Below are 14,317 nucleotides of genomic sequence, written 5' to 3'. Positions count from 1 at the left end.
GCGCCGCCGGTCGCCGCGTGCTTACGGCGCGATGGGCAGGGCGCGCTTGTGGCGGGTCTTCTCGAAGGTGCGGACGATGATGTCGAAGGCTTCCTGGCCGACGTCCTGGCCGTGCAGGAAGGCGTCGATTTCCTTGTAGGTCACGCCGTGGGCGTGCTCGTCCGGCTTGCCGGGGGCGAGGTCTTCGAGGTCGGCGGTCGGCACTTTCTCCACCAGGTGCTCCGGTGCGCCCAGGCTGCGGGCGATGCTGCGCACCTGGTTCTTCACCAGGCCGGTGAGGGGGGCGAGATCGCAGGCGCCGTCGCCGAACTTGGTGAAGAAGCCCATCACCGCCTCGGCGGCGTGGTCGGTGCCGACGACCAGGCCGGCACGGGCGTTGGCAATGGTGTACTGGGCGACCATGCGCACGCGCGCCTTGGTGTTGCCCAGGGCGAAGTCGCGGGTGGCCGGGGCGAGGCCTTCCAGGGCCTGGGTCTGGGCAGCCAGCGCCTGCACAGCCGGGCCGATGTTCACGGTGTGGCGCTCGTCGGGGGCGATGACGTCCACGGAATCCTGGGCGTCCTGCTCGTCGCCCTGCACGTTGTACGGCAGGCGCACGGCGAGAAAGCGGTAGTCCTGGTTGCCGGTCTCGGCGCGCAGGCCCTCCACGGCGCGTTGGCAGAGCAGGCCGGCGGTGAGCGAGTCGACACCGCCGCTGATGCCCAGCACCAGGGTCTTCATGCCCGAACCCTTCAGGCAATCCTGGATGAAGCGAATGCGGCGCTGGACCTCGGCCTGCAACTCGGCGTCGGACTGGAAGGGCGGCTGCACATTGAGTTCTCTGGCGATGGCGGCCTGTCTGTCTTTCATCGGAGGGGCTCCTGTCGGGGACGGATGGGGTTGCTACGCCACCTTGAACACGTGGCGCAGGTAGGCGACGAAGTTCTCGTCGCGGCATTGGGTCTTGCCCGGCGTGTCGGAGATCTTCGCCACCGGGTGGCCATTGCAGGCCGTCATCTTGAGCACGATGTTCATCGGTTCGACGCCGGGAATGTCGCAGGTCAGGTTGGTGCCGATGCCGAAACTGACGTTGATCTTGCCACGCAATGCGCGGAAGAGCTGCAACGCCTTGGGCATGTCGAGGCCGTCGGAGAACACCAGGGTCTTGGTCATCGGGTCGATTCCCAGGCGGCGGTAGTGGGCGATGGCCTTCTCGGCCCAGACCAGCGGGTCGCCCGAATCGTGGCGCAGGCCATCGAAGAGCTTGGCGAAGTACAGGTCGAAGTCGCTCAGGAAGGCGTCCATGGTAATGCAGTCGGTCAGCGCGATGCCCAGCTGTCCGCGGTACTCGCGCACCCAGCAGTCCAGCGCGGCGATCTGGCTGTCGATCAGCCGCGGGCCGAGCTGCTGGTGCGCCATCAGCCATTCGTGGGCCATGGTGCCGATGGGTTTCACGTCGAACTCGCGGGCCAGGTGCACGTTGCTGGTGCCGACGAAGCGGCCGGGGAAGTCGCGCTTGAGGATGTGCACGACCTCTTCCTGGGTGCGGTAGGAGAAGCGCCGGCGGGTGCCGAAATCGGCGACCTGGAATTCCTTCAGCTCCTCCGCGCTGGCGTTGCCGGCCAGCCAGTCGAGCTTGCGGTAGAGCTGCTCGCCGACCTGCTCCAGCACCACCTCGCGGTAGCGATAGCGGTTGCGCACCTCGCTGACGATCGCCAGCAGCGGCACCTCGAAGAGGATCACATGCAGCCAGGGCCCGCGCAGGCGGATGGCCAGCTGGCCGTCCTCGATGCTGGTGTGCACGTAGCGCAGGTTGAAGCGGAACAGGCTGAGGAAGCGGATGAAGTCCGGCTTGATGAACGGGATGCGTTCGAGGAAGGCCAGCTGGTCGGGCGTGGTTTCCAGTTCGGCCAGGCGCTCGATCTGGTAGCGGATTTCCGCGAGGTAGGGGCGCAGGTCCTCGGCGTTGCGGCAGCGGAATTCCCACTCCACTTCTGCGTTGGGGTAGTTGTGCAGCACCGCCTGCATCATCGTCAGCTTGTAGAAGTCGGTGTCCAGCAGGTTCTGCACGATGCTGTCGGCAAACACGCTCTCGGCCATGTTCAGTTCTCCCTGATGCCCATGAGGGCTCCATCCAATTCGTTCTCGTCCGCGCAGAGGACCACCCCGGCGCCGCGCATCTCGTTGCAGGCGGCCTGCGCGGTGTCCTCCGCGATGGCGCGGCAGGCCGGCAGGTACAGCAGCACCTGGAAGCCGGCGCGGCGCAGTTGCAGCGCGGTGGTCTTGACGCAGTAGTCCAGCGCCAGGCCGCCGACCAGCACGTGGCTGACCGCATTCTGCCGCAGGTATTCGATCACCCCGGTGCTGCGGCGTTCCGCCAGATCGTGGTAGCAGGCACCGTAGGGGTGCAGGTCCGGCTCGACGCCCTTCCAGACGAAGAAGTCGTAGTCCATCGGCCGGGGCAGCTCATCCAGCAGCTCGAAGCCCGGCGTGCCCGGCACGCAGTGGCTGACCCAGGTGAGGTCGGCGTTGGGCAGGGCCAGTGGCTGCAGCATCTGTGCCGGCTCGCTCACCACCCAGGGGGCCTGCGGGCTGTGGGCATCCTTGCTGCCCACGCGCAGCTGGGCGCGCTCGGCCATCCGGTTCAGTTCGCCGCCGACGGCGTCACCGCCGGGCACCGGCAGTTCGTCGGGGCAGAGCGGGGTGAAGCTCTTCTGGGCATCTACGTCGAAGCTGGCGATCAGGTTCATGGAAGCCTCCGCTTGACCGTTGTGGTCTGTCGTGGCTACATAATTCACGACGTGAAATAAGTCGTCAAGCAGAAAGATCGAAAATCTCAGGAAGTGGAAGATGCTTTCTGTACATGGTGAAATAAGTCACAGGGTGTCGCTGAGCGACCCGGCATTCGAGGAGCATCGATGAGTACCGCTGAAGTGCTGGCCACCGTGGATATCGTGGCGCTGCGCCTGAACCCCGAGCATGGCCTGGAGCTGCTGCTGATCCGTCGCGCCCAGGCGCCGTTCGAAGGCCAGTGGGCGCTGCCCGGGGTGTTGATCAACGGCCGCTGCGCCGACCACGGGCTGGACGATGCGGCCCTGCGTGCGCTGCGTGAAAAGGCGCGGGTGCAGCCGGCGTACATGGAGCAGGTGGCCACGGTGGGCAACGCGGTGCGCGACCCGCGGGGCTGGTCGCTGAGCGTGTTCTACCTGGTGCTGGTGGCGCCGGATACCGAGCTGGCCGCCGAAGACCTGGACTTCGTGCCGCTGGAGTCGGTGCGCGGTGAGCGCTTTGCCTTGCCCTTCGACCACACCCAGCTGGTGCAGCAGGCCTGTGAGCGGTTGGCGGGCAAGTCGGTGTACAGCGCGTTGCCGCTGCACCTGTTGCCGGAGCGCTTCACCGTGGCCGAGGCACTGAAGGCCTTCGAGTTGTCCATTGGCGAGGAGATCCAGCATTCCAGCCTGCGTGGAAGACTGGAGCGGATGAAGACGGCGGGCTGGGTGGAAGATACCGGCGAGCGCCACCAGCCGCCGATGGGGCGGCCGCAGCATGTGTTGCGCTTTACGCCGCAGGGGGAGGGGGCGTTCGTGTTTGATCGGAGTTTGTTGGTCTGAACCTCCGGCGCTCGCGCTTCCCCTCACCCTAACCCTCTCCCGGAGGGAGAGGGGACTGATCGGTGCAGGATCACTCCACGTCATCAGCCGGCACGGGTAGCTCCCTCTCCCTTCGGAGCGGGGCGCGCAGCCAGGGCTGGGGAGAGGGCGCTCCCGGCCGCGCGGTAACTCACCCCTCCACCCGCTCCCCGATCCACTCCACGAACGCCCGCACCTTCGGCACCGCCGCCGCATGCTCGGGGTACGCCAGGTAGTAGCCGCTGCGGCTCTGCAGCCCGTGCTCCCAGGCGATCACCAGCTTGCCCTCGTTCAATTCCTCCTCCACCAGGAAGCGCGGCAGCAGCGCCACGCCGCAGCCGGCCTGTGCCGCGCGGATGCACATGTAGAAGGTGTCGAAGCGTGGCCCGTGGTAGCTGTGCTCGCTGTGCCGGCCCAGGCTCAGGAACCACTCGTGCCAGGCCTCCTGGCGCGTGGCGTTCTGCAGCAGCACCAGGTCCGCCAGTTGGGTCGGGTCGCTCAGCGGCTGCGCCGGCAGGATCGCCGGCGAGCACACCGGCACCATCTCCTCGCCGAACAACGCCACGCACTCCGCGCCGGGCAGGGTGCCGGCGCCGAAGAAGAACGCGATGTCGCAGCGCGATTGCAGCAGGTCGCCCGGCTCCAGTTCCTGGCGCAGGTCCAGGTGGATGTTCGGGTGGCGATGGCGCCAGCCGTTCAGCCGCGGGATCAGCCAGCGCGCGCCGAAGGTCGGTGGCGTCGCCACGCGCAGCACTTCGGTTTCGCCGCCGTAGGACAGCAGGTAGTGGGTGGACATCTCCACCTGGGTGAGGATCTTGCGCACCTCCACCAGGTACAGGTCCCCCGCCGGGGTCAGTTGCAGGCGGCGGCGTACGCGCCGGAACAGCAGGTGCTGGAGCATTTCCTCCAGCTGCGCGACCTGCTTGCTGACCGCGCTCTGGGTCAGGTTCAGCTCTTCGGAGGCGCGGGTGAAGCTCAGGTGCCGCGCCACCGCTTCGAAGCATTGCAGGGCGGTCATGGACGGCAGGTGGCGTTTGCTCAGCATGGCGGGCGGTTCATGAATTTACGGAATGATGTGCATAGGAAACGTCGTTTGTTGTGCCTCGGCAAGCCGTTTATTACTGCTGGCATTCCAATGAGTTATCGCAACGACACAGGAGTCCGCATGATTTCCGCACTGCTCGAATCCCTCGGCGTCGACGCCCGCCTCACCACCGGCGGCGATCAGGTCATCCACTCTCCCATCGACGGCAGCCGCCTGGGCGCGGTGCGCCTGGAAAGCGCAGCCGAAGTGGAGCAGAAGATCGGCCGCGCCGCCCACGCCTTCGACGCCTGGCGCAAGGTGCCGGCGCCGCGCCGTGGCGAACTGGTGCGGCTGTTCGGCGAGGAGCTGCGGGCGAGCAAGGCGGCCCTCGGCGAGCTGGTGTCCTGGGAGGCCGGCAAGATCACCCAGGAAGGGCTGGGCGAGGTGCAGGAAATGATCGACATCTGCGACTTCGCCGTCGGCCTGTCGCGCCAGCTCTACGGCCTGACCATCGCCTCCGAGCGCCCGGGCCACCACATGCGCGAGACCTGGCACCCGCTGGGCGTGGTCGGGGTGATCAGCGCGTTCAACTTCCCGGTCGCCGTGTGGTCGTGGAACACCGCGCTGGCGCTGGTCTGCGGCAACTCGGTGGTCTGGAAGCCATCGGAGAAGACGCCGCTCACCGCGCTGGCCTGCCAGGCGCTGTTCGAGCGAGCGCTGAAGCGATTCGGCGATGCGCCTGACTACCTCAGCCAGGTGGTGATCGGTGATCGCAGCGCCGGCGAAGCGCTGGTGGACGACGTGCGCGTCGCCCTGGTCAGCGCCACCGGCAGCACCCGCATGGGCCGTGAAGTCGGCCCGCGGGTGGCGGCCCGCTTCGGCCGCAGCATTCTCGAACTGGGCGGCAACAACGCCATGATCCTGGCGCCCAGCGCCGACCTCGACATGGCCGTGCGCGCCGTGCTGTTCAGCGCCGTCGGCACCGCCGGGCAGCGCTGCACCACCCTGCGCCGGCTGATCGCCCACGCGTCGGTGAAGGACGAGTTCGTCAGCCGCCTGAAGACCGCCTACGCCAAGGTGCGCATCGGCCATCCGCTGGAAGGCAACCTGATCGGCCCGCTGATCGACGAGCGCAGCTTCCTCGCCATGCAGGGCGCGCTGGAGCAGGCGCGCGGCGAAGGCGGCGTGGTGTTCGGCGGCGAACGCCAGCTGGCCGACCAGTTCCCCGAGGCCTACTACGTGTCGCCGGCCATCGTCGAGATGCCCGAGCAGAGCGACGTGGTGCGCAGCGAGACCTTCGCACCGATCCTCTACGTGGTGCCCTACCAGGACTTCGAGGAGGCACTGGCGCTGAACAACGGCGTGCCTCAGGGCTTGTCGTCGTGCATCTTCACCACCGATCTGCGCGAGGCGGAAGCCTTCATCTCGGCGGTGGGCAGCGACTGCGGTATCGCCAACGTCAACATCGGCCCCAGCGGCGCGGAGATCGGCGGCGCCTTCGGTGGCGAGAAGGAAACCGGCGGCGGCCGCGAGTCCGGCTCCGACGCCTGGAAGGCCTACATGCGCCGGCAGACCAACACCGTGAACTACTCGCGGGAACTGCCGCTGGCGCAGGGCATAGTCTTCGACTGAGCGCGCAGGAATTGCACTTCCTGTAGGAGCGAGCTTGCTCGCGAACAAGCCCCGCTGCGGACCCGTTCGCGAGCAAGCTCGCTCCTACGAAAAGCACGCTGTACAGAGTCATTCGCAAAGGTTCGCGTAGAAGGATCGCTGGATGTCGCTTCGCCAAGAATGTCTGTGGGAACACCTGACTCCCGACCGCCCGGAAGCTCCGGCGCTGCGTGGGGATCGCAAGGTCGACGTGTGTGTCATCGGTGCGGGCTTTACCGGGTTGTCCGCCGCGCTGCACCTGCTGCAGCGGGGGCAGAAGGTCTGCGTGCTGGAAGCCCACACCACCGGGCACGGTGGCTCGGGGCGCAACGTCGGGCTGGTCAACGCCGGTCTGTGGATTCCCCCGGACGAGATCGAAGCCGGCATGGGCGCGGAGGTGGGGCAACGGGTCAACCGCATGCTCGGCAACGCCCCGTCGCTGGTATTCTCGCTGATCGACCAGTACGGCATCGATTGCCAGGCGCGCCGCGAAGGTACCCTGCACATGGCGCACAACGCCCGTGGCCTGGCTGACCTGCGCAGCCGCTGCGAGCAATGGAGCCGCCGCGGCGCCCCGGTGGAGCTGCTCACCGGCGCCGAGTGCGAGCAGGCCTGCGGCACCGACAAGATCGCCGGCGCGTTGCTCGACCGTCGCGCCGGCACGCTCAACCCCATGGCCTACGTCAGCGGCCTCGCCCGTGCGGTGCTCGGCCTGGGTGGCGAGCTGTACCACCATTCCCCGGTGGTCGGCCTGGTGCGCGTGGGCAGTACGTGGAACGTCATCACCGCCGGTGGCGTGGTCACCGCCGACAAGGTGGTGATCGCCTCCAGCGCCTACACCGAAGGCGAGTGGACGCAGCTGCGCCGCACCTTCTTCCCCGGCTACTACTACCAGGTTGCCTCGCGTCCGCTGGAGGGCGCAGAAGCCGCGCGCATCCTGCCGGGCGGGCAGGGCTCCTGGGATACCCGCCAGGTGCTCAGCAGCATTCGCCGCGACGCCGATGGCCGCCTGCTGCTCGGCAGCCTGGGCAAGGGCACCGGCAAGCCGGCGTGGTTTCTGAAAAGCTGGGCGGATCGCATCCAGCAGCATTACTTCCCGAAGCTGGGCAAGGTGGACTGGGAGTTCACCTGGACCGGCTGCATCGACTTCACCCCCGACCACCTCATGCGCCTGTTCGAGCCGGCGCCGGGGCTGGTCGCCATGAGCGGCTACAACGGGCGTGGCGTCACCACCGGCACGGTGGTGGGCAAGGCCTTCGCCGACTTCCTGCTGGACGGCGACGCCAGCGCCCTGCCGATGCCGCTCAGGCCCATGGAGGAAATCTCCGCGGTGGGCCTGCGCAGCTGTCTGTACGAAGCCGGCTTCTCCCTCTACCACGCCGGGCAGTGCCTGCGGGTGGTCATCTGAGGTCGTTCAGAACGGGGCGTGCGCCGCCCCGGTTTGACCCGCCACCGCTCGCCGCACTTTGGTCTAGCCTCTTATGGTGCGTTACCCCGACGGGTCTGCACCGCGGATGTGCAGTTCGGTGACAGCGATGGTTACGGTTGGGGTTGCGCCTGTGGTGGCAGGAAAAAGCCAGTCCACGGGAGGGAAGGTTGCACCCTGCTGCCTATCCGGTTGCACCTTCTGCTTTCAATGGGTTGCACGTGTCTAGCACTTGATGTCTGCCAGCTCGGGCTGTTTTCGCTGTAGGACTTGGTTAATAACAAAAACGAATGGCACGCCGCTTGCTGTCGATTAATCGCTGAATCGCTTAAACGAGAAATCGCCAACAAGACATACACCGCGCCATTACAAAAACCCTCAGGAGCAAAACTCCATGTCGCAGAAGATTTTCAGAAAAGGCTTTCTGGCTCTGGCGGTCACCGCCGCCCTAGGCGTGTCTTCCGTAGTACAGGCCGATGTCGTTATCGGGGTCGCAGGTCCGCATACCGGGGCGAACGCCTCGTTCGGTGAGCAGTACTGGCGTGGGGCGAGCCAGGCCGCAGACGATATCAACGCCGCCGGCGGTATCAATGGCGAGAAGATCAAGCTGGTGAAGGCCGACGACGCCTGCGAGCCGAAGCAGGCCGTGGCCGTGGCCAACCGCCTGGTGGACCAGGACAAGGCCGTCGCCGTGGTCGGCCACTTCTGCTCCTCTTCCACCATCCCCGCCTCGGAGGTCTACGACGAGGCCGGCGTCATCGCCATCACCCCCGGTTCCACCAACCCGCAGGTCACCGAGCGCGGCCTCTCCGGCATGTTCCGCATGTGCGGCCGTGACGACCAGCAGGGCATCGTCGCCGGCGACTACATCGTCGACGTGCTCAAGGCCAAGAAGGTGGCGGTGATCCACGACAAGGACACCTACGGCCAGGGCCTGGCGGACGCCACCAAGGCGCAACTGAACAAGCGCGGCGTGAAGGAAGTGCTGTACGAAGGCCTGACCCGTGGCGAGAAGGACTTCAACGCCCTGGTCACCAAGATCCGCGCCTCGGGCGCAGAAGTCGTCTACTTCGGCGGCCTGCACCCGGAAGCCGGCCCGCTGGTCCGGCAGATGCGCGAGCAGGGCCTGACCGCCAAGTTCATGTCCGACGACGGCATCGTCACCGACGAACTGGTCACCACCGCCGGCGGCCCGCAGTACGTCAAGGGCGTGCTGATGACCTTCGGTGCCGACCCGCGCCTGATCCCGGACGGCAAGGCCGTGGTGGAGAAATTCCGCGCCAACGGTTTCGAGCCCGAGGGCTACACCCTCTACGCCTACTCCTCGGTACAGGCTCTGGCCGCTGCCTTCAACGGCGCCGGCAAGACCGACCCGGCCAAGGCCAGCGCCTGGCTGAAGGCCAATCCGGTGCAGACCGTGATGGGCAAGAAGGAGTGGGACAAGAAGGGCGACCTGAAAGTCTCCGACTACGTGGTCTACGAGTGGGACGACAAGGGCAAGTACCACCAGCTCGACGCGTTCAAGAAGTAACCGCCTGACCTGCCGGCGCCGCTACCCGCGGCGCCGGCTTCCCCGCAGGTCGACGAAACGCGCAGCTGGTCACGAGCCGGTGATCGCGCGAGCCGTCAGCCTTTCCTGCCCAGCTTGCGCGAGTACCCAATCGTGGACGGTATCTTCCTCCAGCAAATGATCAACGGGCTGACCCTCGGGTCGGTCTACGGCCTGATCGCCATCGGCTACACGATGGTCTACGGCATCATCGGCATGATCAACTTCGCCCATGGCGAGGTGTACATGATCTCCGCCTACCTCTCGGCCGTGGCCCTGGCGCTGCTGGCCTTCTTCGGCCTGCAGTCGTTCCCGCTGCTGATCCTCGGCACCCTGGTCTTCACCATCGTCGTCACCGGTGTCTACGGCTGGGTGATCGAGCGCATCGCCTACAAGCCGCTGCGCAACTCCACGCGCCTGGCGCCGCTGATCTCTGCCATCGGCATGTCGCTGATCCTGCAGAACTACGTGCAGCTGGCCCAGGGCCCGCGCCAGCAGGGCGTGCCCACGCTGCTCGACGGCGCCTTCAAGTTCCACATCGGCGAGGGCTTCGTGCAGCTGACCTACACCAAGGTGTTCATCCTCATTGCCGCCTTCGTCGGCATGGCGGTGCTGACCTACGTGATCCAGTACACCAAGCTCGGGCGCATGTGCCGCGCCACCCAGCAGGACCGCAAGATGGCCTCGATCCTGGGGATCAACACCAACCGGGTGATCTCCTACGTGTTCGTCATCGGCGCCGCCATGGCCGCGCTGGCCGGCGTGCTGATCACCATGAACTACGGCACCTTCGACTTCTACGCCGGCTTCATCATCGGCATCAAGGCGTTCACCGCCGCGGTGCTCGGCGGCATCGGCTCGCTGCCCGGCGCCATGCTCGGCGGGCTCATCCTCGGCGTGGCCGAGGCGCAGTTCTCGGGCGTGGTGAACACCGACTTCAAGGACGTGTTCGCCTTCGGCCTGCTGGTGACCATCCTGATCTTCCGGCCGCAAGGGCTCCTGGGGCGTCCCCAGGTGTCGAAGGTGTAAGCATGATGTCCGCGACCCCGACTTCCGGCGCGCCGAAACCGGCACGCATCGATATCAAGAAGAGCCTCGTCGACACCGTCCTGGCCGGCCTGATCGCCCTGATCGTCTTCGGCCCCATCGTCGGCGTGGTGCTCGATGGCTACAGCTTCAAGCTCGAACCGGTTCGCCTCGCCTGGATGATCGGCGCGGTGATGCTCGGCCGCCTGCTGCTCAGCCTGTACCTGCAGACCCCGGCCGGCCTGCGCGTCATGGAACGCTTCGAGACCTCCGACTCGGGCATCAGCGTGCTGCCGCCGGGCTACAAGACGCGCCTGCGCTGGATCGTCCCGCTGGTGATCGTCGCCGCGGTGATCTTCCCGTTCTTCGCCAGCAAGTACCTGCTCACGGTGATCATCCTCGGGCTGATCTACGTGCTGCTGGGCCTGGGGCTGAACATCGTGGTCGGCCTCGCCGGCCTGCTCGACCTCGGCTACGTGGCCTTCTACGCCATCGGCGCCTACGGCCTGGCGCTGGGCTACCAGTACCTGGGCCTGGGCTTCTGGACGGTGCTGCCGCTGGCGGCCCTCACCGCCGCGCTGGCCGGAGCGCTACTGGGCTTCCCGGTGCTGCGCATGCACGGTGACTACCTGGCCATCGTGACCCTGGGCTTCGGCGAGATCATCCGCCTGATCCTCAACAACTGGCTGTCCTTCACCGGCGGCCCGAATGGCATGCCGGTGCCGTCGCCGACCTTCTTCGGCCTCGAGTTCGGTCGCCGGGCGAAGGAGGGCGGTACGCCGATCCACGAGTTCCTCGGCATCGAGTACAACCAGAACTTCAAGTTCCTGTTCATCTACGTGGTGCTGTTCCTGGTGGTGCTGCTGGTGCTCTACATCAAGCACCGGCTGACCCGCATGCCGGTGGGCCGCGCCTGGGAAGCGCTGCGCGAGGACGAGATCGCCTGCCGTGCCATGGGCCTGAACCACGTGCTGGTGAAGCTCTCGGCGTTCATGCTCGGCGCCTCCACCGCGGGCCTGGCCGGGGTGTTCTTCGCCAGCTACCAGGGCTTCGTCAACCCGTCGTCCTTCACCTTCTTCGAGTCGGCGCTGATCCTCGCCATCGTGGTGCTGGGCGGCATGGGCTCGACGGTGGGCGTGGTGATCGCCGCCTTCGTCCTCACCGTCGCGCCGGAGTTGCTGCGCAGCTTCGCCGATTACCGCGTGCTGCTGTTCGGCATCCTCATGGTGCTGATGATGATCTGGCGACCGCGCGGGCTGATCCGCATCAGCCGCTCGGGCTTCGCCGTACGCAAGGGGGTGGCGCCATGAGCGGTGACAAGATCCTCAGCGTCGAGCACCTGATGATGCACTTCGGCGGCATCAAGGCGCTCAACGACGTCAACCTCGACGTGGAGCGCGGCTCCATCACCGCGCTGATCGGCCCCAACGGCGCCGGCAAGACCACGGTGTTCAACTGCCTGACCGGTTTCTACAAGGCCACCGGCGGCAACATCCTGCTCAACACGAAAGGCGGCACCACCGACGTCATCAAGGTGCTCGGCCAGCCGTTCCAGGGCGGTGACTTCGTCAACCCGGCGCAGTTCGCCAACCGCCTCTACTACAAGATGTTCGGCGGCACCCACCTGGTGAACCGCGCGGGGCTGGCGCGCACCTTCCAGAACATCCGGCTGTTCCGCGAGATGTCGGTGGTGGAGAACCTGCTGGTGGCCCAGCACATGTTCGTCAACCGCAACCTCATCGCCGGCGTGCTCAACACCCCCGGCTACCGCCGCGCGGAAAGCGAGGCGCTGGACCACGCCTTCTACTGGCTGGAGGTGGTGGACCTGGTGGACTGCGCCAACCGCCTGGCCGGCGAGATGTCCTACGGGCAGCAGCGCCGCCTGGAGATCGCCCGCGCCATGTGCACCCGGCCCGAGCTGATCTGCCTCGACGAACCCGCCGCCGGCCTCAACCCGGCGGAAACCCAGGCCCTGGCGCGCATCGTGCGCTACCTGCGCGACCACCACGGCATCACCGTGCTGCTGATCGAGCACGACATGGGCATGGTGATGAACATCTCCGACCACATCATCGTGCTCGACCACGGCGTGGTCATCGCCCGTGGCGCGCCGGACGAGATACGCCACAACGACAAGGTAATCGCCGCCTATCTCGGCGCGGACGAAGAGGAACTGGCATGACGGCGCCGATGTTGGAATTCCGTGAGGTCGATGTGTTCTACGGGCCGATCCAGGCGCTGAAGAAAGTCTCGCTGACCGTGGGCGAGGGGGAGACCGTGGCGCTGATCGGCGCCAACGGCGCGGGCAAGTCCACGCTGCTGATGTCGATCTTCGGCCAGCCGCGCGCGACCAGCGGCGCGATCCTCTACAAGGGCCAGGACATCCGCAACAAATCCGCGCACTACGTGGCCTCCAACGGCATCGCGCAGTCGCCGGAAGGGCGTCGGGTGTTCCCCGACATGACGGTGGAGGAGAACCTGCTGATGGGCACCATTCCTGTCGGCATGGACCACGCCCAGGAAGACATGCAGCGCATGTTCGACCTCTTCCCGCGGCTGAAGGAGCGGCGCAACCAGCGCGCCATGACCATGTCCGGCGGCGAGCAGCAGATGCTCGCCATCGCCCGCGCGCTGATGAGCCGGCCCAAGCTGCTGCTGCTCGACGAACCCTCGCTGGGCCTGGCACCCATCGTGGTCAAGCAGATCTTCCAGACCCTGCGCGAGCTGGCGCAGAGCGGGATGACCCTGTTCCTCGTGGAGCAGAACGCCAACCACGCACTGAAGCTGTCCGACCGTGGTTACGTGATGGTCAACGGCGAGATCCGCCTGAGCGGCACCGGCGCGGAGCTGCTGGGTAACCAGGAGGTTCGCAACGCGTACCTGGGCGGGCACTGATGCTGTAGCTCTTCGTAGGACCGAGGGGGACGCCTAGTCCTTGCTCGCGAACAGTTCCGCAGCGGGGTTTGTTCGCGAGCAAGCTCGCTCCTACAGGTTATCCCTGCTTCCTGAAGAGGCGCTTTCATGCACGACCTCCGCTTCCTCACCAATACCGACGTCGCCGAACGCCTGGGCTATCCCCAACTGATCGAAGCCCTGCGCGTTGGCCTGGCCGGCGAGTGCCAGGCGCCCGTGCGCGGCTGCCATGAGCTGCCCGACAACGCCTCGCTGCTGACCATGCCGGTATGGCGGCCGGGGCAGGATATCGGCGTCAAGCTGGTCACCGTGTTCCCCGGCAACGGCGCGAAGAACCTGCCGGCGGTGGCCGCGCTGTTCTGCCTGTTCGACGGCGAGACCGGCCGCCCGCTGGCCATGCTCGAAGCCTCGGAAATGACCGCGCGGCGCACCGCCTGCACCTCCGCCCTGGCCGCCGATTACCTGGTGCGCCGGGATGCACGGCGGTTGCTGATCGTCGGCAGCGGCACCCTGGCACCGCACATGGTCCGCGCCCACTGCTCGGTGCGCGAATACGAAGACATCGCCCTCTGGGGCCGCCAGGACGACAAGGTGAACGCGCTGGCCAGGCAACTGCAGGAGGAAGGCTATCCCGTCCATGCCTGCGCGGACCTGCGCGGCGCCGTCGCGGCGGCGGATTGCATCAGCTGCGTCACCACCTCCCGCGAGCCCATCGTTCACGGCGCCTGGCTGCGCTCGGGGTGCCACCTCGATCTGGTCGGCGCCTTCCTGCCATCCATGCGCGAGACCGACAGCGACGCCGTGCGCCGCGCGCGCATTGTCGTGGATACCCGCGACGGCGCGCTGGAAGAGGCGGGCGACTTGCTGATCCCGCTGGGCGAGGGCGTGATCGACGAGAGCGCTATTGATTGCCAGCTCAGCGACCTGCTGCGCGGTCGCGGCACACGCGCGGATGACTCTGAGATCACCCTGTTCAAGTCCGTCGGTTACGCACTGGAAGACCTGATCGCGGCGCGCCTGCTGCTGCAGTGAGGCGCCGCCGAAAGCGTCCAGAAAATCTGTGGGTTCGCCTGTGGATAACCTCTGGGAGCCCGGGCCCCGGAGGATCAGGGGTGCAGCAG

At 66.8% G+C, this 14,317-nt stretch carries 13 protein-coding genes; 9 read left to right on the top strand and 4 right to left on the bottom strand.

Going from position 1 to position 14,317, the window contains the following annotated elements; genetic code table 11:
- Window positions 1-21: 21 nt before the first annotated feature.
- The 3 genes from nadE to N0B71_RS05060 are packed head-to-tail and all read right to left on the bottom strand — an operon-like array spanning window position 22 to window position 2,729.
- Window positions 22-849, bottom strand: coding sequence for an ammonia-dependent NAD(+) synthetase (gene nadE / locus N0B71_RS05070; RefSeq protein WP_259757623.1), 828 nt, complete (start codon window positions 847-849; stop codon window positions 22-24).
- A gap of 33 nt (window positions 850-882) precedes the next feature.
- Window positions 883-2,079: a nicotinate phosphoribosyltransferase gene (gene pncB, locus N0B71_RS05065; RefSeq protein ID WP_259757621.1), complete on the bottom strand. Its 1,197-nt coding sequence runs from the start codon at window positions 2,077-2,079 to the stop codon at window positions 883-885.
- Window positions 2,080-2,081: 2 nt separating this feature from the next.
- On the bottom strand, window positions 2,082-2,729 hold the full coding sequence (locus N0B71_RS05060; protein WP_259757620.1) for a nicotinamidase: 648 nt from the start codon (window positions 2,727-2,729) through the stop codon (window positions 2,082-2,084).
- Window positions 2,730-2,897: 168 nt separating this feature from the next.
- Here N0B71_RS05060 and N0B71_RS05055 point away from each other — a divergent pair, with 168 nt between their 5' ends.
- Window positions 2,898-3,590, top strand: coding sequence for an NUDIX hydrolase (locus N0B71_RS05055; protein WP_259757619.1), 693 nt, complete (start codon window positions 2,898-2,900; stop codon window positions 3,588-3,590).
- A 169-nt stretch (window positions 3,591-3,759) separates the two neighbouring features.
- Here the strand turns inward: N0B71_RS05055 and N0B71_RS05050 are convergent, their stop codons facing one another.
- Complete coding sequence (locus N0B71_RS05050; RefSeq protein ID WP_259757617.1) at window positions 3,760-4,653, bottom strand: LysR family transcriptional regulator; 894 nt, start codon at window positions 4,651-4,653, stop codon at window positions 3,760-3,762.
- Between the two features lie 120 nt (window positions 4,654-4,773).
- Between N0B71_RS05050 and amaB the strand changes: the two genes are divergently transcribed.
- The 8 genes from amaB (at window position 4,774) to N0B71_RS05010 (ending at window position 14,228) form a co-directional block, all read left to right on the top strand.
- Window positions 4,774-6,264: an L-piperidine-6-carboxylate dehydrogenase gene (amaB, locus tag N0B71_RS05045; protein WP_311197207.1), complete on the top strand. Its 1,491-nt coding sequence runs from the start codon at window positions 4,774-4,776 to the stop codon at window positions 6,262-6,264.
- Window positions 6,265-6,406: 142 nt separating this feature from the next.
- Complete coding sequence (gene amaA, locus N0B71_RS05040) at window positions 6,407-7,690, top strand: L-pipecolate oxidase (RefSeq protein WP_259757615.1); 1,284 nt, start codon at window positions 6,407-6,409, stop codon at window positions 7,688-7,690.
- A 412-nt stretch (window positions 7,691-8,102) separates the two neighbouring features.
- Window positions 8,103-9,239 carry a branched-chain amino acid ABC transporter substrate-binding protein gene (locus N0B71_RS05035; RefSeq protein ID WP_259757614.1) on the top strand — a complete coding sequence of 379 codons (1,137 nt, stop codon included), beginning with the start codon at window positions 8,103-8,105 and terminating at the stop codon, window positions 9,237-9,239.
- Between the two features lie 132 nt (window positions 9,240-9,371).
- Window positions 9,372-10,286, top strand: coding sequence for an ABC transporter permease subunit (locus N0B71_RS05030; protein WP_259757613.1), 915 nt, complete (start codon window positions 9,372-9,374; stop codon window positions 10,284-10,286).
- Window positions 10,287-10,288: 2 nt separating this feature from the next.
- On the top strand, window positions 10,289-11,593 hold the full coding sequence (gene livM / locus N0B71_RS05025) for a high-affinity branched-chain amino acid ABC transporter permease LivM (RefSeq protein WP_416785125.1): 1,305 nt from the start codon (window positions 10,289-10,291) through the stop codon (window positions 11,591-11,593).
- Window positions 11,590-12,465 carry an ABC transporter ATP-binding protein gene (locus N0B71_RS05020; protein ID WP_259757611.1) on the top strand — a complete coding sequence of 292 codons (876 nt, stop codon included), beginning with the start codon at window positions 11,590-11,592 and terminating at the stop codon, window positions 12,463-12,465. Before livM ends, N0B71_RS05020 begins: the two co-directional genes overlap by 4 nt.
- Entirely contained in the window at window positions 12,462-13,178 is a 717-nt protein-coding gene (locus tag N0B71_RS05015; protein WP_259757610.1) for an ABC transporter ATP-binding protein, read from the top strand. The genes N0B71_RS05020 and N0B71_RS05015 overlap by 4 nt, the downstream gene beginning before the upstream one ends.
- 126 nt (window positions 13,179-13,304) lie before the next feature.
- Window positions 13,305-14,228 (top strand): ornithine cyclodeaminase family protein, encoded by a 924-nt coding sequence (locus N0B71_RS05010; protein WP_259757609.1) that lies wholly within the window; start codon window positions 13,305-13,307, stop codon window positions 14,226-14,228.
- The last annotated feature ends 89 nt before the right edge of the window (window positions 14,229-14,317 follow it).

Origin of the sequence: Pseudomonas sp. GCEP-101, from assembly GCF_025133575.1 — a bacterium.
GTDB lineage: Bacteria > Pseudomonadota > Gammaproteobacteria > Pseudomonadales > Pseudomonadaceae > Pseudomonas > Pseudomonas nitroreducens_B.
This window is presented reverse-complemented; position numbering and strand designations above follow the sequence as displayed.